19 protein-coding genes are annotated in these 16,961 nt (G+C 41.6%); 9 read left to right on the top strand and 10 right to left on the bottom strand.

Annotated elements, in window-relative coordinates; translation table 11 throughout:
* Positions 1-22: 22 nt before the first annotated feature.
* Together ACYZZR_RS10130 and ACYZZR_RS10125 are read right to left on the bottom strand one after the other, a co-directional pair.
* Positions 23-1,153 carry an adenylate kinase gene (locus ACYZZR_RS10130; protein WP_461533922.1) on the bottom strand — a complete coding sequence of 377 codons (1,131 nt, stop codon included), beginning with the start codon at positions 1,151-1,153 and terminating at the stop codon, positions 23-25.
* Positions 1,154-1,330: 177 nt separating this feature from the next.
* Positions 1,331-1,759: an OsmC family protein gene (locus ACYZZR_RS10125; protein ID WP_461533891.1), complete on the bottom strand. Its 429-nt coding sequence runs from the start codon at positions 1,757-1,759 to the stop codon at positions 1,331-1,333.
* A 219-nt stretch (positions 1,760-1,978) separates the two neighbouring features.
* Here ACYZZR_RS10125 and pepT point away from each other — a divergent pair, with 219 nt between their 5' ends.
* Positions 1,979-3,205, top strand: coding sequence for a peptidase T (gene pepT, locus ACYZZR_RS10120; RefSeq protein ID WP_461533890.1), 1,227 nt, complete (start codon positions 1,979-1,981; stop codon positions 3,203-3,205).
* Between the two features lie 118 nt (positions 3,206-3,323).
* Here pepT and yajC read toward each other — a convergent pair whose 3' ends face one another.
* Genes yajC through nusB form a run of 3 tightly spaced genes read right to left on the bottom strand, consistent with a single transcriptional unit; the run spans position 3,324 to position 5,164 of the window.
* Positions 3,324-3,617, bottom strand: coding sequence for a preprotein translocase subunit YajC (gene yajC, locus ACYZZR_RS10115; protein ID WP_461533889.1), 294 nt, complete (start codon positions 3,615-3,617; stop codon positions 3,324-3,326).
* Between the two features lie 28 nt (positions 3,618-3,645).
* The gene (locus ACYZZR_RS10110; protein ID WP_461533888.1) at positions 3,646-4,092 is read right to left on the bottom strand and encodes a DUF1573 domain-containing protein; all 447 of its coding nucleotides are present in this window, start codon (positions 4,090-4,092) and stop codon (positions 3,646-3,648) included.
* A 49-nt stretch (positions 4,093-4,141) separates the two neighbouring features.
* Positions 4,142-5,164 (bottom strand): transcription antitermination factor NusB, encoded by a 1,023-nt coding sequence (gene nusB / locus ACYZZR_RS10105; protein WP_461533887.1) that lies wholly within the window; start codon positions 5,162-5,164, stop codon positions 4,142-4,144.
* Positions 5,165-5,398: 234 nt separating this feature from the next.
* Between nusB and ACYZZR_RS10100 the strand changes: the two genes are divergently transcribed.
* From ACYZZR_RS10100 to ACYZZR_RS10090, 3 genes are all read left to right on the top strand, one after another.
* Positions 5,399-7,156 carry an ABC transporter ATP-binding protein gene (locus ACYZZR_RS10100; protein WP_461533886.1) on the top strand — a complete coding sequence of 586 codons (1,758 nt, stop codon included), beginning with the start codon at positions 5,399-5,401 and terminating at the stop codon, positions 7,154-7,156.
* 80 nt (positions 7,157-7,236) lie between these two features.
* Positions 7,237-7,608 (top strand): PUR family DNA/RNA-binding protein, encoded by a 372-nt coding sequence (locus ACYZZR_RS10095; RefSeq protein WP_461533885.1) that lies wholly within the window; start codon positions 7,237-7,239, stop codon positions 7,606-7,608.
* An 87-nt stretch (positions 7,609-7,695) separates the two neighbouring features.
* Positions 7,696-10,212 carry a M14 family zinc carboxypeptidase gene (locus ACYZZR_RS10090; RefSeq protein ID WP_461533884.1) on the top strand — a complete coding sequence of 839 codons (2,517 nt, stop codon included), beginning with the start codon at positions 7,696-7,698 and terminating at the stop codon, positions 10,210-10,212.
* Between the two features lie 35 nt (positions 10,213-10,247).
* On the opposite strand, the gene ACYZZR_RS10085 is transcribed toward ACYZZR_RS10090, so the two are convergent.
* On the bottom strand, positions 10,248-10,583 hold the full coding sequence (locus ACYZZR_RS10085; protein ID WP_461533883.1) for a tRNA-binding protein: 336 nt from the start codon (positions 10,581-10,583) through the stop codon (positions 10,248-10,250).
* A 150-nt stretch (positions 10,584-10,733) separates the two neighbouring features.
* Here ACYZZR_RS10085 and ACYZZR_RS10080 point away from each other — a divergent pair, with 150 nt between their 5' ends.
* Together ACYZZR_RS10080 and ACYZZR_RS10075 are read left to right on the top strand one after the other, a co-directional pair.
* Positions 10,734-11,294 carry a thioredoxin family protein gene (locus tag ACYZZR_RS10080; protein WP_461533882.1) on the top strand — a complete coding sequence of 187 codons (561 nt, stop codon included), beginning with the start codon at positions 10,734-10,736 and terminating at the stop codon, positions 11,292-11,294.
* A gap of 133 nt (positions 11,295-11,427) precedes the next feature.
* A complete protein-coding gene (locus tag ACYZZR_RS10075; protein WP_461533881.1) occupies positions 11,428-12,069 on the top strand; it encodes a peroxiredoxin in 642 nt (213 codons plus the stop codon).
* A gap of 92 nt (positions 12,070-12,161) precedes the next feature.
* Here the strand turns inward: ACYZZR_RS10075 and ACYZZR_RS10070 are convergent, their stop codons facing one another.
* From ACYZZR_RS10070 to ACYZZR_RS10055, 4 genes are all read right to left on the bottom strand, one after another.
* Positions 12,162-13,232: a hypothetical protein gene (locus tag ACYZZR_RS10070; RefSeq protein ID WP_461533880.1), complete on the bottom strand. Its 1,071-nt coding sequence runs from the start codon at positions 13,230-13,232 to the stop codon at positions 12,162-12,164.
* Positions 13,233-13,560: 328 nt separating this feature from the next.
* Entirely contained in the window at positions 13,561-14,493 is a 933-nt protein-coding gene (locus tag ACYZZR_RS10065; RefSeq protein WP_461533879.1) for a peptidylprolyl isomerase, read from the bottom strand.
* A gap of 37 nt (positions 14,494-14,530) precedes the next feature.
* The gene (locus tag ACYZZR_RS10060) at positions 14,531-15,079 is read right to left on the bottom strand and encodes a Smr/MutS family protein (protein WP_461533878.1); all 549 of its coding nucleotides are present in this window, start codon (positions 15,077-15,079) and stop codon (positions 14,531-14,533) included.
* 15 nt (positions 15,080-15,094) lie between these two features.
* A complete protein-coding gene (locus tag ACYZZR_RS10055; protein ID WP_461533877.1) occupies positions 15,095-15,301 on the bottom strand; it encodes a hypothetical protein in 207 nt (68 codons plus the stop codon).
* Positions 15,302-15,381: 80 nt separating this feature from the next.
* Between ACYZZR_RS10055 and ACYZZR_RS10050 the strand changes: the two genes are divergently transcribed.
* The 3 genes from ACYZZR_RS10050 (at position 15,382) to aqpZ (ending at position 16,752) form a co-directional block, all read left to right on the top strand.
* Positions 15,382-15,660, top strand: coding sequence for a DUF2752 domain-containing protein (locus tag ACYZZR_RS10050; protein WP_461533876.1), 279 nt, complete (start codon positions 15,382-15,384; stop codon positions 15,658-15,660).
* Between the two features lie 18 nt (positions 15,661-15,678).
* Positions 15,679-15,999, top strand: coding sequence for a CCC motif membrane protein (locus tag ACYZZR_RS10045; RefSeq protein WP_461533875.1), 321 nt, complete (start codon positions 15,679-15,681; stop codon positions 15,997-15,999).
* Positions 16,000-16,062: 63 nt separating this feature from the next.
* Positions 16,063-16,752 carry an aquaporin Z gene (gene aqpZ / locus ACYZZR_RS10040; protein ID WP_461533874.1) on the top strand — a complete coding sequence of 230 codons (690 nt, stop codon included), beginning with the start codon at positions 16,063-16,065 and terminating at the stop codon, positions 16,750-16,752.
* Positions 16,753-16,961: the final 209 nt, after the last annotated feature.

Below are 16,961 nucleotides of genomic sequence, written 5' to 3'. Positions count from 1 at the left end.
TGGCTCTTATCCTAAATTCGGATTATTTGTTTACCGCAGTATCCAGTTTTTCTATAACCTCCGACAAACGAGTTGTTATCTCCTCTATACTCCCTATACCATTTACGCTAAAAAACTTACCCCTCTTCTTGTAGTAATCGATAAGAGGAGCCGTCTTTTGGTTGTACTCTTCAAAGCGAAACCTGATCTTGCTCTCGTCCTGATCATCGCTTCTCCCACTTAGTTTTCCACGTTCGAGTAATCTGCCGATCAAGACCTCGTCATCGGCTTCTAACGCTATGGTCGCGCTGACACTCATCCCTTTAGCTTTCAACAATTGATCTAAGGCATCAGCCTGGGCAGTAGTTCTCGGAAAACCGTCAAAGATAAATCCCTCCGCTCCCTGATTCTTATCTACCTCAGCTTGCAGCATATTGATGGTCACCTCATCAGGAACTAGCTCACCTCGATCTATATACTGCTTTGCCAGTTTTCCGAGCTCGGTCTCTCCCTTGATATTGTACCTAAACACATCACCTGTTGAAATGTGTACCAAATTGTACTTTTCCTTTAAAAAAACTGCCTGAGTTCCCTTGCCAGCTCCCGGCTTTCCAAAGAGTACTAAATTAATCATATTTCTTTCTTTTAATTGGTATATTTCAGGGAGGTTTCTTCCCAATCCGTCGTAATCAAGACCATATCCTACGACAAAACGCTCAGGTAATTTCATACCCACATAATCGACAGGAAACGACTGCTTGTAGGCTTCTGGCTTGTAAAAAAGCGTGGCCACCCTAATTTTTTTAACATTCATACCGGAAAATATACGGTGAATTTCCACCAGAGTATTTCCTGTATCGATCACATCTTCCAGCACAATTACAGTCTGTCCTTCTACATTTTCCTCCAAGCCGATAAGGTGCTTTACCTGTCCTGAAGAAGAAGTCCCTTGATATGAGGCCAGTTTCACAAAAGATATTTTGCAGTTCCTAGGGTACTTTTTCAAAAAGTCTGAAGCAAACATAAAAGCACCGTTTAGCACCACTACAAAAATCGGCACCTCTCCTGGAAAATCACTGCTAATTTGTCGCGCTAAACGTTCTACCGACCGATCGATATCGGTCGCAGAAATGAACGGTTCAAAATATTTATCGTGAAGTCTCAGCACAACAATTCAAAAAACACCTTAAAAAATGGCTTTTAGCCTTGATAAAAACCTGTTTAAACTTCTATCAAAAAAGTTCAAAGGCACAAATATACAATATTAGATTTTTCGATCGACAGTTTCTTTATTCCTATTTAAACATTTCGAATCAACTGTAACATCTCAACAATTGTAAACTATATTCGACTACTTTTCCTCGGTACTCCACTTTACATTTTTCATCTCCATCGGTATGGCTGTACCCAACACTCTACTTACAGGACACTTTTCCCCAATTTCCATCATGCGCTTTATCTGTGCTTCTGAAAGTTCATTTTCAAAAGAGACTTCTTTCCAGATTCGCTGTTGCACTCCTTCCGATGCCATCACAGGGGCGAAGAAGGCTCGTACGTTTATCGCTCCAGGCGACCACTCTTTTCGCTGAGCATACATCCGCATGGTTATCGCTGTACAAGACGCCAAAGCACCCAAAAGATAATCTGAAGGTGAAGCCTTCTTGTCTTTTCCCCCTGCACTTTCCGGCTCGTCGACAAAAAAGACATGTTTTCCATCGGTGACTCTGGTCATATAATCGTCCAATCCGTTACAGGCGACAACCCCTTTCTCTTTTGCCATGGTATTACAGGTATTAAATTATTGCCGAAATTTTCCGGAAAGATACAAATTTTGACAGAGCTAAACTCTGGGAATAAACGCTGGGCCCCACGGTGTGAGGTACAAGGAGATCAAGCTGTCCTATTAGTGCAAAAATAGCCCAATTTCTGTTGACAAAGAAGCGGTTCAAAATTTTATAATTACCGCTATTCGTAGTATTTTCGTAAAAATTTTTTTGGAATGCAGAAGATAATAGACCGCTTTATCAGCTATGTGACCATAGACACCCAATCCGACCCTAAATCGACCTCCACCCCAAGTACTGCCAAGCAATGGATTCTCGCCAACAAATTGGTTGAAGAACTCAAAAGCATCGGCATGCAAGATGTTTCGGTAGACGAGAACGGTTATGTGATGGCAACACTGCCATCTAATATAGATCGCGAGGTTCCTGTAATAGGTTTCATCGCACATATGGATACCTCTCCCGATTTTAACGGTGCTAATGTAAAACCCCGAGTTATACCAAAATACGACGGAAAAGACATAGTGTTAAACAAAGAGGAAAATATCATTCTCTCTCCGCGTTATTTTGAAGACCTTATACAGTACAAAGGGCAAACTCTTATCGTTACCGATGGCACCTCCTTGCTCGGGGCAGATGACAAAGCCGGAATTACGGAAATCGTAACCGCCATGGAATATTTGATAGAACACCCCGAAATCAAACACGGGAAAATCAGAGTAGGTTTTACGCCCGACGAAGAAATAGGACGTGGAGCGAGCAAGTTCAATGTAGAAAAGTTTGGAGCGGAATGGGCCTATACTATGGACGGTAGTCAGATAGGAGAGCTGGAATACGAAAACTTTAACGCTGCCGGTGTTACCATTAAAATAAAAGGAAAAAGTGTACATCCCGGATATGCCAAGGGAAAAATGGTAAATTCTATATTGATAGCCAACAAATTTGCCAATATGCTTCCACATAGAGAAATACCGCAATTGACGGAGGGTACAGAGGGATTTTTTCACTTCTCCAGCATAAAGGGAGATATAGAAAACACCGTGCTTGAAGGTATTGTAAGAGATCACGATTTTGACAAGTTTGAAGCGCGAAAAGAGCTACTTCAAAAAATAACCAACGAATTGAATTTCCGATATGGCAATGTCATAAGTCTCGAGATCAAGGACCAATATTACAATATGCGCGAAAAAATCGAACCTGTGTTCCATATTGTAGAGATAGCAGAACGAGCGATGAAAGCTGTGGGAATAACCCCTATTATCAAACCTATACGCGGAGGTACCGACGGTTCTCAACTCTCGTATATGGGACTCCCCTGTCCGAATATATTTGCCGGCGGACACAACTTTCACGGAAAATACGAATACGTACCCGTACAGAGCATGCAAAAAGCTACTGAAGTGATTGTACAAATTGCTAAAATCACGGCAGAACAAAAATAACCCGATAAAGAAAGCCAGTATCAAAGAGAAAAAATTTCTATCAACGGCTTAGAAGTTTAATAAGCACAAAAAAACCGCCTCCAGCGAGACGGTTTTTTGCTTTTTAGTGCGGGTAGTATTATTTATTTGATACTTCCGGAGCCTTGAGCTTTGCGCTCATTTCCATGGAAATCGCTGATCGTTCAAACTTTATTTTACCTGCAAGTGTTTCTATTACGCAGGATTGATCGGCATCGTTCAATTCTACAATCTTACCGTGCATCCCGCTTTTGGTAACTACCTTGTCACCTCTTTTGAGCTCTGATGCAAATTTCTTTTCCTGCTTCTGCCGTTTTATCTGCGGGCGAATCATAAAAAAATAGATCACCACAAACATCAATAAAAAAGGAGCAAGTTGACTGATTGATTCCATAAGTTAATTTAAAGAAGTTTTCACTGTTTTAATTGGCGGCTTCCTCCACATAAGCCTTTATCCTCACCTGCTCATTCCCTTTTTCAGTATTGGTGACAATGGTCACGGTTTTAGAGATAGCAGCCTGTCCTGAACCGTTGTACTTCACCAACAGCTCTCCTGTTTCTCCTGGAGCTATAGGTTCGTTTTTAGGATATTCCGGAATTGTACACCCGCAACTGCTGGTAGCATCGGTAATAACAAGAGGAGCTTCGCCTGTATTGGTAAACTTAAACACCGTCTCTACCGGCTTACCTTTTTCAATGGTGCCAAAATCGTGTTCTACTTTATCAAACTCGACTACGGGAAACTTCTTAGAAGCCTCATCTCTGATAGCAGCCTGTTCTACGTTTTCAGATTTCACCTTACTGGTGGCATTGTCTTTACAAGCTGTAAAAGCTGCCACTGCAAATGCGAGTAATAAAACTTTTTTCATAATCATATATAATTAATTCTTTTACTAAACGGTGTAAAAATAAGGATAATTAGATTAATCCACGCCCCGCTTTGTTCAATTTATTGGCCGATTGGAACTCCTTTACCATTTTGTCGAGTATACCGTTGATAAAAATACTGCTCTTGGGCGTAGAGTACTCCTTGGCAATCTCGAGATATTCATTCATCGTCACTTTAACAGGTATGGACGGAAATTTCAAAAATTCACATATAGCCATCTTCAACAGCACCTCATCTACTTCGGCAATGCGATCGGCATCCCAATTCGGAGTCTTTCCGGCTATCTCCTTTGCCAGTATCTCGTCGTTCAGCAATGTTTTTCTGAAGAGTTCTCTAGCAAAGAACCTGTCGTCGTCGTCTTTAAAAAGCCTAGGAAGAAAATAAGACTCCTCCGCATAAGGTTTCACCTTTCTGAATTGTTTTAAAATAAAAGTATTTACCAGCGGCAAATCGTCAACCCAGGTCAGATTGTAGTCCTCTATATATTCATAGAGTTTTTCATTTGGTGCTATCACCTCCTTGAAAAGCTCCTGAACAAATTCTTTATCTTCCTGAAATGTCGACTCTCTTGTAGACATATAAGAGCGATAAAACTCGCTTTCCTCCATTTCTCGGAGCAATACTTTTACGTACTCCTCGTCGAGATACCAGTTGTTCAATTTTTTGTTTTCCAGTTCGTCGGAAATACTGACGTTATTCACCAGCAAGGCAATCACCTGATTGTCTACAAATTTCCTGTTGGGATTTTTTTCTTCATCTGTGGCGAGATATTTCTTTTCGGAAGCTGAAAGCTTCTCCCCAGCCATTTTGCTCATTTCCCTCAACAGGTTGAGCAGTATCAGATAGAGGTCGTACATATTCTCCATACTTGTAGAAAGAAACTTTTCTTCCTTATCCAAATCAGCCTCCTGAGACTGTGTGAGTGCGTAGATAGACTGCATTACCTTAACGCGAATATGTCTTCTTGTTAGCATATTAAAGAACCTGTCTTGAAAAATCGAGGCGATAGAACTATTCTTTCGCCCTGCAAAAATAAAGGTTTCCGATTTCAAATTACAAGTTTTTTATATTACCTTAACTCAATTTTCAATCAGACACCACATACCACCATAGCATTTTCGGGTGCTCACCCCCTATACAAATAATTTGTATTTCCTGTCATATCGCACAAATTCAATTGTAAAATTCACACAAAATCCGCACATCCCATCCTTTTAGTATACCCGTAATTGTTTTGAATCCCGTATCTTTGCTCCGATACACACAGCTTCGTTTTTGACGATTTTATGAAAGAACTGAAATACATCAACAAATACTTTAAAAAGTACAGAACAAAAATTCTAATCGGTATTGTAATTACCATTATAGCTCGGATATTTTCCCTGATTATGCCTCCCTATGTCAGCAAATCTATAGCGGCGGTAGAACAATTCCTCTCCGATCCGAATGCCGATAGGGCACAGTTCACCGCCCTTCTGCTCACCAATATATTGGTTATTGTAGGAACCACCCTTCTTTCTGCCTTCTTTACCTTCCTGATGCGCCAAACCATAATCAATGTTTCCAGATATGTAGAGTACGACCTCAAAAACGAAATATTTGCCCATTACGAAAAACTCTCTCTTAATTTTTACAAAAAGAACCGTACGGGCGACTTGATGAACCGTATCAGTGAGGATGTCAATCAGGTGCGTATGTACACAGGTCCGGCAGTGATGTATAGCATTCAGACACTTACACTTTTTTTGTGCGTTGTCCCAATTATGTTTTACAAATCTCCCACCATGGCTATGTACAGTCTTATTCCCCTTCCCATACTCTCCATACTCATGTACAAGATAAGCCGGGTTATTCACAAAAAGAGTACCGTGGTGCAGCAATACCTTTCCACCCTTTCTACTTTTTCTCAGGAAACCTTTTCCGGTATATTCGTCATCAAGGCTTACGGAATACACCCCAGAATAAACAGAGAATTGGAACAACTGGCCGAAGAAGGGAAAGAAAAAAGCATGAATCTCGCCAGAGTAGAAGCATGGTTTATGCCTCTTATGGTACTCCTTATCGGTATCAGTAGTACTATAGCCATATATGTTGGAGGACAACAATATATAAACGGAGATATAGACACGGTAGGTACCATTGCCGAATTTATCATATACATCTCTATGCTTACCTGGCCGGTGGCCATAGTAGGTTGGGTCACCTCCACAGTACAGCGAGCCGAAGCTTCTCAGAAAAGGATCAACGAATTTTTGAATTCAGTTCCCCAAATACAGAATCACATTAGCACCCATACCCCGATAAAGGGTAAAATAGAATTTCGCGATGTTTCATTTACCTATGAAGACACCGGAGTCACCGCCCTAAAAAATCTATCCTTCACTCTAAATCCCGGCGAAACCCTGGCTGTAATAGGCCATACAGGATCGGGAAAATCGACCATACTCGACCTGATATCGCGACTTTACGACGCCGAGTCAGGAGATATACTCATAGACGACACCCCTATAACAGAGCTCAATCTCAACGACTTGAGGGGAGCCATAGGTGCAGTACCTCAAGAGGCTTTTCTCTTTTCCGACAGCATCAAAAACAATATAAAATTCGGAAAACCGCAAGCCACCGACGAAGAGGTAAAAAATGCCGCAAAACGGGCAGAGGTACACAAAAACATTGAGAAATTCACAAAGAAGTACGACACGGTTCTCGGAGAACGCGGTATTACATTGAGCGGAGGACAAAAACAGCGCATCGCCATTGCCAGAGCCTTGCTCAAAGACCCGGAAATCTATCTATTTGACGATTGCCTCTCTGCCGTAGATACGGAAACAGAAGAAAAAATACTCAAACACCTTCACAAGGTTTCCAGCAATAAGACTACCATAATCGTGAGTCACAGGGTTTCATCAGCACGAAATGCCGACAGAATAATTGTGCTCGAAGGAGGTAAAGTAATACAGCAAGGCACTCACAATCAACTTGTAAATACAGAAGGATATTATAAAAAACTGTATTTAAATCAGCTTCCCGAAAAAGAAATCTAATATTTTTGTTGCTTGTTTTCATTTTTTTTCACATTTTTGATTCCGTTTAACTATACAACTAATTTAAGATTAGAGGGATTATGAGTGAAAAAGATTTACTTGAGAAAGATGAAATATTCTCTAAGGTTTTACGGGCCGGAAGGAGAACTTATTTCTTTGATGTAAGGGAAACCAAAGCAGGAGATTACTACCTCACCATTACGGAAAGTAAAAAATTTACACATGATGATGGTTCTTTCCACTACAAAAAACACAAGATCTACCTCTATAAGGAAGATTTTGAGGCTTTTAGGGAAATACTAACTGAAATGACCGATTATGTGGTAGACCAAAAAGGAGAAGAGGTAATTTCAGAACGTCATCAAAAAGATTTTAAAAAGGAAGTTATCGGAATTGACGGAGAATCTTCTCCCAGCGATAATTTTACCGACCTGAGTTTTGACGACATTTAGAGGTCAAAATTTCTAAAAATCTAAGACCGTTCCCCTCAAAAAGGAACGGTTTTTTATATTTATCATCAACTGTAAAAGCAACCAATCGTGAAAAAATTAGCACTACTATCTCTACTGGTATTCATACGCTTTTCGTATGCACAGCAAACTTCAGACCTCGACTATTACCTACCTCAAAACATTACGTACAACCCGGATATCCCAAGCCCGAAAAGCGTTATCGGTTTTGAGGTTGGCGAATGGCACGTGAGCCATGACAAACTTATCGAATACATGAAGGTACTAGCTGCTTCATCCAATCGAATTACCCTGGAAGAACGAGGTACTACATACGAAGGGCGCTCCTTACCCCTACTTATCATCTCCTCTCCTGAAAATCAAAGTAATATCGAAAATATTCGACAACAACATATCAAACTCACCGAAGCGGGAAGCGGAAATCTAAACACAGATACTATGCCTGTAGTGGTATATCAAGGCTTCTCTATTCACGGCAACGAGCCCAGCGGGTCTAATGCCGCAATGTTGGCAGCCTATTACCTCGCAGCCGGGCAAGGACAAGAAATAGAAGAGTTACTCAAGAGCGTTGTTATACTCTTTGACCCTTCTCTTAACCCAGACGGTATGCAGCGATTTGCCCATTGGGCCAATACAAATCGGAGCTATAACCTCAATCCGGATAATAATGAAAGGGAGTACCACGAAACATGGCCGGGGGGAAGAACCAATCACTACTGGTTTGATATGAACCGCGATTGGCTTCCTATCCAATTGCCCGAAAGCCGCTCCAGATTAGCTACCTACCACCAATGGTTACCCAACATCCTTACCGACCACCACGAAATGGGCACAAATTCTACCTTCTTCTTTCAACCGGGAGAACCTTCACGAGTACACCCACTCACCTCCGAAATGAACCAAGAACTGACCAGAGAGATCGCAGAGTTTCATATAAAGGCCCTAGACAGCATCGGATCGCTCTATTTTTCAGAAGAGAATTACGACGATTTCTATTACGGTAAAGGCTCTACTTTTCCCGATATAAACGGCGGAGTGGGCATCCTCTTTGAGCAGGGTAGCTCAAGAGGACATATACAGGAAAGTGACAACGGACTTCTGACCTTTCCCTTTACCATAAAAAACCAGTTCACCACTGCCCTTTCTACACTTGAAGCAGCTAAAAACATGCGAAAAAAACTGCTCGACTACCAACGAGATTTCTACGACAAAACCCGTTCAGAAGCTGCAAAAAGTAAAGGTAGTGCCATAGTATTTGGCGATGAAAAAGATGCGGCCAAAACCTATCATCTGGCAGAAGTACTCAAAAAACACCAAATCGAATTATACGATGTGGCCGACGATTTTACAGAAAAAGGCAAAGTGTACAAAAAAGGGTATAGCTATATCGTACCCCGTAATCAGAAAAATTTCAAGATTATTGAGGCTATGTTCGAAACCCGCACCGAGTTTACAGACAGCCTCTTCTACGATATTTCATCCTGGACTTTTCCCTTGGCATTTGGCCTGGATTACACCGACACAAACAGCTCTCATACCGGTCGTAAAATCGAAGATCTCCAACTTCCAAAAGGGAAAGTCACAGAAAAAAGCAACTATGCCTATCTGTTTGAGTGGCATGAGTACTACACTCCGAAAGCCCTCTATCAAATACTGCAAAAAGGGATACGCGCCAAGGTGGGGAAAAAAGTTTTCTCCATAAACGGACAGCAGTACGATTACGGTACCGTAATGATTCCGGTACAAAACCAAATCATAAACAGCGATGAGCTATACTCTTTTTTAACGAGAGTTGCCGAAGAATCACATATAGAAATACAGGGTGTATCTACCGGACACGCCATAGGGACAGATCTCGGCAGTAGTCAATTCAGAACACTCAACACTCCAAAAATAGCTATGCTTACTGGCATTGGCATTACCCCATATGATGCTGGAGAAGTGTGGCACTTACTAGATCAGCGATACAATATCCCCGTCACCAAAATAGACGAGAGTTATTTTAACCGGGTAAACCTCGACAAATACAACACCTTTATAATCACCAATACTCGAAGTGGTATAGACAGCTCTATTGCCAATAAGCTAAAGAAATGGGTAAAAGAAGGAGGTACACTTATCGCTTACAGAAATGCTATAAATTGGCTAAAAAGCAATGAACTTATCGATGTAAACCTCAGAAAGAAAGCCATTGTCGCCAAAGACATCACTTTTGAAGAACAGCGGAATTTTCGCGGAGCACAGGTAACGGGTGGTGCTATATTTAAAGCGACCACCGATCGGTCACACCCTATAAATTTTGGGTATAAAAACACTGACATAGCGCTGTTTCGAAATACCAATGTTTTTATGGAACCCAGCGAACAGAGCTACAACAATCCTATTCAATATACCGACACCCCTCTTGTAAGCGGGTATATCTCTGAAGAAAACCTCGAACTACTGAAAGAATCCGTCCCCTTTAAGGTGCTAAAATCGGGCAAAGGAAGAGTTATTTTGTTTACCGACAACACCAATTTCAGAGCCTTCTGGTTTGGCACTAATAAGTTGTTGATGAATGCGATTTTCTTCAACAAATTAATGTAGTTCCATAAACTTAAAACGGATAGAGGAATATGCTATCAAGCAATCCTCTGTCCGTTTTCCACTTTAAAATCGGGGGCGAGCAACACCACATCTCCTTCATCGCCTACAGCACCTATAATCAGGCATTCACTCATAAAATTTGCGATTTGTTTTTTCGGAAAATTCACCACGGCTACAATCTGACGATTCAACAGCTCTTCCTTTTTGTATCTTTTGGTAATCTGAGCCGACGACTTGCGTATTCCGACTTCTTTTCCAAAATCGATAACTAGCTGATAAGCAGGCTTACGTGCCTCGGGAAAATTGCGAACTTCAACAATGGTGCCTATGCGCATCTCTACTTTTGCAAAATCACTCCAGCTTATTTCCATATTACTAAGGTTTAATTAGTTGTTACACCCTCAAAAATACTACAGTAAAATACCCCGTACAAGAGAGGTTTCACAAAAAATTGTAACTTAGCCTCTCGCAGGTATCGCTCATATACCTATACCTCTATTTTAGTTTTTTTACAGATAAAAATGGCAAGGACACCCAGTAATATGCTTCCCTTAGGAACAAAAGCAGCTCCATTTGAGCTTCCCGATACGGTTTCGGGAAAACATATAAATCTCGATAGCATTAGAGGAAAAAAGGCTACGGTAATCATGTTTATATGCAACCACTGCCCTTTCGTACAACTAGTCAATCCCGGGATTGCAGCCTTAGCTAAAGAATACACTCCAAGGGGAATCGCCTTTGCAGCCATCTCCAGCAACGACGTAGAAAATTACCCTCAAGACTCCCCAGAACTCATGACTAAAAACGCAGCAGAACAAGGATTTACTTTCCCATACCTCTACGACGAAACACAAGAGGTAGCCAAAGCGTACGACGCCGCCTGTACTCCCGATTTCTATATCTTCAATGCCGAGCTCCTCCTCGTATATCGAGGACAGTTGGACGATGCGAGACCGGGAAACGGCATTCCGGTAACAGGCCATGACCTCAGAGGAGCTCTAGACGCTTTGTTAAACGGACAAAGCGTCAGTGAAGTGCAAAAACCCAGTATAGGGTGTAACATAAAATGGAAAAAACAGTAAACCCGCTCTATCCATTGCAAAAAACTATTCCTTTATTTAAATTTTTTATGCCCAAAATTTCGTTTTCTCATATTAGTCTACTAATTTTATCGACTAAATAGTTTTATATAAAAACAACATTAAAAATAAAGTTATGAGTACACTGAGATTAGGAGATAAGGCTCCAAACTTTAAGGCGCAGACCTCCGAAGGAGAAATAGACTTCTACGAATACCTCGGAGACGGATGGGGCATTCTCTTTTCACACCCCGCAGATTACACCCCGGTATGTACTACCGAACTCGGAGCTGTAGCAAAATACAAGGACGAATTTGCTAAGAGAAATGTAAAAGTACTTGCACTTAGCGTAGACGGACTGGAATCGCACAAAGGCTGGATTAAGGACATCAACGAAACCCAATCTACCACGGTCAACTTCCCTATCATTGCCGATGAAGACCGCAAGGTTTCCGACCTTTACGACATGATCCACCCCAATGCCAACTCTACACTTACTGTTCGTTCGGTTTATGTAATTGGTACAGACAAGACCATCAAATTGATAATCACCTATCCGGCTTCTACCGGTAGAAACTTTGACGAACTGCTGAGAGTTATCGATTCTTTACAACTCACTCAGTATCACAAAGTGGCCACTCCTGCAAACTGGAAAAACGGTGAAGATGTAGTTATCTCTCCTGCAATTTCCAACGAAGAGGCTACAGGTATATTCAAAAAGGGCTTTAAAGAAGTAAAACCTTATCTAAGGCTTACGCCACAACCTAACCTCGACTAAACAGAAGGTATTGTAATATATCACCATAAAAAAGGAGCGACAAACACAGTGTTATCGCTCCTTTTTTAATAAATATGTGGCAAGGCTGATTACTATGGCAATGAAATGCACACATCGTCTATCCAAAGTTCCTGTCCGCCTATAAGCAGTGAAGATATAGTACCGCTCAGCTTCAATATACCTCTATCGCCCCCGTATACCGGTAAGCTCAACTCAACGCCTCCTATGGTGGTACCGTCTATTTCTGAAAATTGTTCAAAATTGACAAATTCGCCATTGATCTCTATATTCAAATTTCCTCCATAAGCACCATATCGCATGCTTAGACCGCTGATGCCAGTGTCAAAGTCAAAATTTGCATTGAGATTGTTAAACCCGATATCCAATCCGGAACCACCGGCCATAAGGTTATTGCTCACATAGACCTCTCCCTCGTCAGTGGTATCACCATCTCCAAACGTAAACTCCTGCAAATTAACCGTGTATCCCGAAGCGGTAATTTCATCTCCATAAGTTAAAACTTCGCCTAAGGTTTGATCTTCAAAAGCCATGTTTACATCACAATCTCCAGAAGTTTCGGCATACTGAACACAGAGGTTGTCTACGGCCAATTCCTGTCCACCTATAGCAAAAGACCTTATGTCACCATCTAATTGAAGTATTCCCAAGTCACTGATATAACTGGGGGTATCAATGCGAGCCGAAATATCTACGCCACTAATAGTAGTACCGTCTATCTCAGAAAATTCTTTAAATATGACCAACTCGCCATTGACCACAATATTTGAATTACCTCCGTAATCGCTATACCGCAAACTGAGACCACTGAGATCACCGCCAAAATAAAAGCCTGCTTTAGTATTTTCAAACCAAAGTCTCAATCCGGTACTATCAGGACTGATGCTGTTTTGTATTTGAGCTGTATCTTCAGCATAGGAAGTGCCATCTCCAAATGTAAAATCTCCGATGTACACCGAGTGTTCAGAAGCGGTAAAGTTAACACCGGGAGTGAATGTTTCGTTTAGAGTTTGATCTTCAAAGTCGATACTCGCCTCACAGTCAAACAAATTTTCTTCAGGAGGCAAATTGTCGTCCATGTCGTCATTGTTGTCACTGTCATTATCACAGCTGCAAAGCAGTACAATAGCGAACAAAAGCGACATTAGTCCGAATTTGGTCTTCGCAACAGTTTGCTTTTCTGAAAAACAAAACAGTCTGCACACTAAGAGGTAGCACCCCCTTAAAAAACTGTAAGTATTGGATTGTGTTTTCATGATGTATGAATGTATTAGTTTGCCTTTTAATGTCTGTTTATACAAAAGGTTAACATTCACACAGATATACATTCTCTCTATCACCTACTTATGCCATATCTAAAAAAAAATCGCGATAGTTTTAATTAAACCACCGCGATTCATTTTATCGAACATCAGGAAACTCTTCCTGCTCACTGCAAAGCTTGACTACTGCGTCTTTGTGCAGCGTATTATATCATCCTACTTTCACCAGTTCCACATCAAAAACCAAAGTGGCATTGGGAGGGATAATTCCGCCAGCTCCTCGGCTTCCATAGGCCAATTGTGGGGGAATTACCAATCTCGCCTTACCTCCGGTAGTGAGCAAACCAATACCTTCATCCCAACCGGAAATTACCTGTCCGGCACCTAGTCGGAAACTGATGGGCTGATTTCTCCTGAAAGAAGAATCGAATACGGTACCATCAGTAAGCATCCCTTCATAATGAACCGCAACCTCTTTTCCCTTCACAGCTTTTTCTCCTTCTCCTTTTTCCAATATTTTATACCAAAGTCCGCTTTCTGTCTTTTCAAAGCCCTCGGTAAGCTCGCGTAAAGCCGATTCTGCCCGCTCTCTTTCCAAGGCGAGTCGCTCTTCTTTAGAGGCTTCAAATTTTCTAAAGGCCTCAACGGCATCCCATTGTTCTGCCTCTTCACCTACTCTTACAATTTCCAGCTTTTCTATACGATCTCCCTGTTGAACGGCATTTACCACATCCTGACCTTCTTCTACAAAACCAAATACCGTATGCTTGTTGTCCAACCAAGCCGTTTCTACATGAGTGATAAAGAACTGGCTTCCATTGGTACCCGGGCCGGCATTGGCCATCGAAAGCACGCCTGGACCGCTGTGTTTGAGGTTCGGATGAAACTCGTCGTCAAACTGATAGCCAGGACCTCCTACGCCGGTTCCCTGAGGGCATCCACCCTGAATCATAAAATCCGGGATTACTCGGTGAAAATTCAATCCGTCGTAATAAGGCTGTCCTTCCTCTTTTACGTCATTTTTTAAGGTTCCTTCTGCCAGTCCAACGAAGTTTCCAACCGTACCAGGCGTCTTATCGTGAGTGAGTTTTGCGAGGATTTCCCCTTTAGTGGTGTGGAATCTCGCATAAATTCCATTTTGCATAAGTTCATATTTTTAAGGTTGCAAAGATAGCGATATTTTACGCATTCTGGTAGATATAAACTTCGGTAGCTCCCATTCCGTATTTTCGGTAATCCGCGTCGTAATATTTGAGATTGTCGTATCGACCGAAGAGAAATTCGAGTTCAGCTCTGAGCACCCCTTCGCCCACACCGTGTATAAACACCACCTTCCTGATCCGTTTTCGAATAGCAAATTCCAGTTGTCTCCTAGCCGTGTCTAATTGAATATTGAGCATCTCGTGATTGCTGAGCCCCTTTACAGACGACACCAATTTTTCGATATGAAGGTCTACTTCCATCCCTGGCATATCGCGTTCTTTAGCCTTAGGTGTCGGTTTTTTTCTTCGCTTGGGTTGTTCTTTATGTGCAAGGTATTTTTCGGGGGACAAAGAGGTATTGTGCAACAAGGATTCATCGGGTATTTTTACCACCTCGGCCTTAGACAGGCGCAACTCAAAACCCTCATCAGTACGCACTACAAGTATCCCCTTCTCTACACCGATCACATCCCCGCGAAGCGAATCGTCTATAACCTCTATCCGGTCTCCCTTTCCTATTTCTTCCATCTCCGAAATCCTAAATTATGTGGTTTCCTCTTCATCCTCGTCTGAATCATCCTCTTCATCTTGACGCGGATTGTCTTTTACCCATTTTGTGGCAGTCCCGTAGAGACCGTACATCAACAAAACAAATCCCACTATCAGTATATAAGGCTTGTCTTCGCCTCCTTGTCCCTGGCCTACAAAAGCCATAACTGCTCCGATAACAATCAGAAAAAGATAAAACAAAGGGTGATTTTTAAGGCGCATATTTCTTTTTCTCAAAAATAATATTAATTTAGATAACCGTACAAATACCTTTTTCAATTTTGAAGGCAGATCACTATATGCTTCCCTGCATCAACAAGCAAATTCTCGGCATAGAATGCCCGGGATGTGGAATGCAGCGCGCTATTGCCCTTATATTTGAAGGTGATTTTATCGGAGCTTTTCACATGTACCCTGCCATCTACCCCCTCGTATTATTTTTTGCCTCATTGCTGGCGGATAAGCTTTGGGAAAAGAGTAAGCTTTCAAATGTCTCATGGATATTGGCCGCAATCAGCGTTGTCTTTATTCTTGGAAATTATATGCTTAAATTCATTTAAACAAACTAAACTTTACTTATGGAAACGCAAAAATTACCAAATGCCACCATGGCTCTTGTACTCGGAATCGCCTCTTTACTGTGTTGCTGTTTTTACGGCTTGGGGATTATACCTGCAGTCATAGCTCTAGTTCTGGCCAACAAAGACACAAAAAAATATAAATTAGAACCCGAATTGTACAGCAACTACAACAATGTAAAAACGGCAAAGATTATCGCCATTATCGGCATAGTGTTGAACCTTGCCTATTTTGTATACTTCATCACACTCATAGCTACTATTGGTATGGATGGCATCATGGAACAATACGAAATCATGCAGGAGCAATACAATCTGTAACTACTTTTCCTTCAATACATTTAACGAGACTCCCTATTGTTAGTTTAACTTAATTAATAACCTATGAAAAAATTTTTAGCTGAATTTATCGGTACTTTCTGGCTGGTGCTGGGAGGATGCGGAAGTGCAGTTCTGGCGGCGGCATTTCCAGAAACAGGAATCGGATTTCTAGGAGTTGCCCTAGCCTTTGGTTTAACTGTACTGACCATTGTGTATAGTTTGGGGCACATTTCGGGAGCACACCTCAACCCTGCGGTATCTGTAGGATTATTTATCGGAGGGCGCTTTAGTGGAAAAGAACTAGCTCCCTATATCGTAGCTCAGATATTGGGCGGTTTATTGGCTGCGGGCATACTCTATGTTATCGCCACTGGAAATGGCAGTGATATCGGCGGTTTTGCCTCCAATGGTTACGGCGACCAATCGCCGGGTGGTTACAGTATGCAGGCGGCATTACTCACAGAAATCGTGATGACATTTATGTTTCTTATCGTAATCCTCGGCGCCACCGACAAAAGAGCCCCTGCGGGCTTTGCAGGAATTGCTATCGGACTTGCCCTCACCCTGATTCATCTGATTAGTATTCCTGTGACCAACACCTCTGTAAACCCGGCACGTAGTATTAGTCAGGCCATTTTTGTAGGCGGACCCGCTTTACAGCAACTCTGGTTATTTATCGTGGCTCCTATCGTCGGAGCTATACTGGCCGGACTGGTATATCGCGTCTTTAAAAAAGACAGCGATTCTCAATAGCTATATCGACAAAAAAAAGCCCGAAAACAAACGCTTTCGGGCTTTTTTTTGAATATTTTCACTCCTATAAAAGGTACATTCAGAATTAAATAAACATTTGTAATTCAGTGAATTAATCCGTAATTTAGAGAAACAAAACCCCGAAAATTGGCCAAAGTGCCAAAAAACGGGGTTTTTCTATTCTACGTGTCTATGAAATTACAAAGAAT

Origin of the sequence: Sinomicrobium sp. (genome assembly GCA_029266035.1) — a bacterium.
In the GTDB taxonomy this organism is placed as follows: Bacteria; Bacteroidota; Bacteroidia; order Flavobacteriales; family Flavobacteriaceae; genus Sinomicrobium.
The sequence above is the reverse complement of the archived record's forward strand: the minus strand, read 5'-3'. Positions and strand labels throughout refer to the sequence as shown.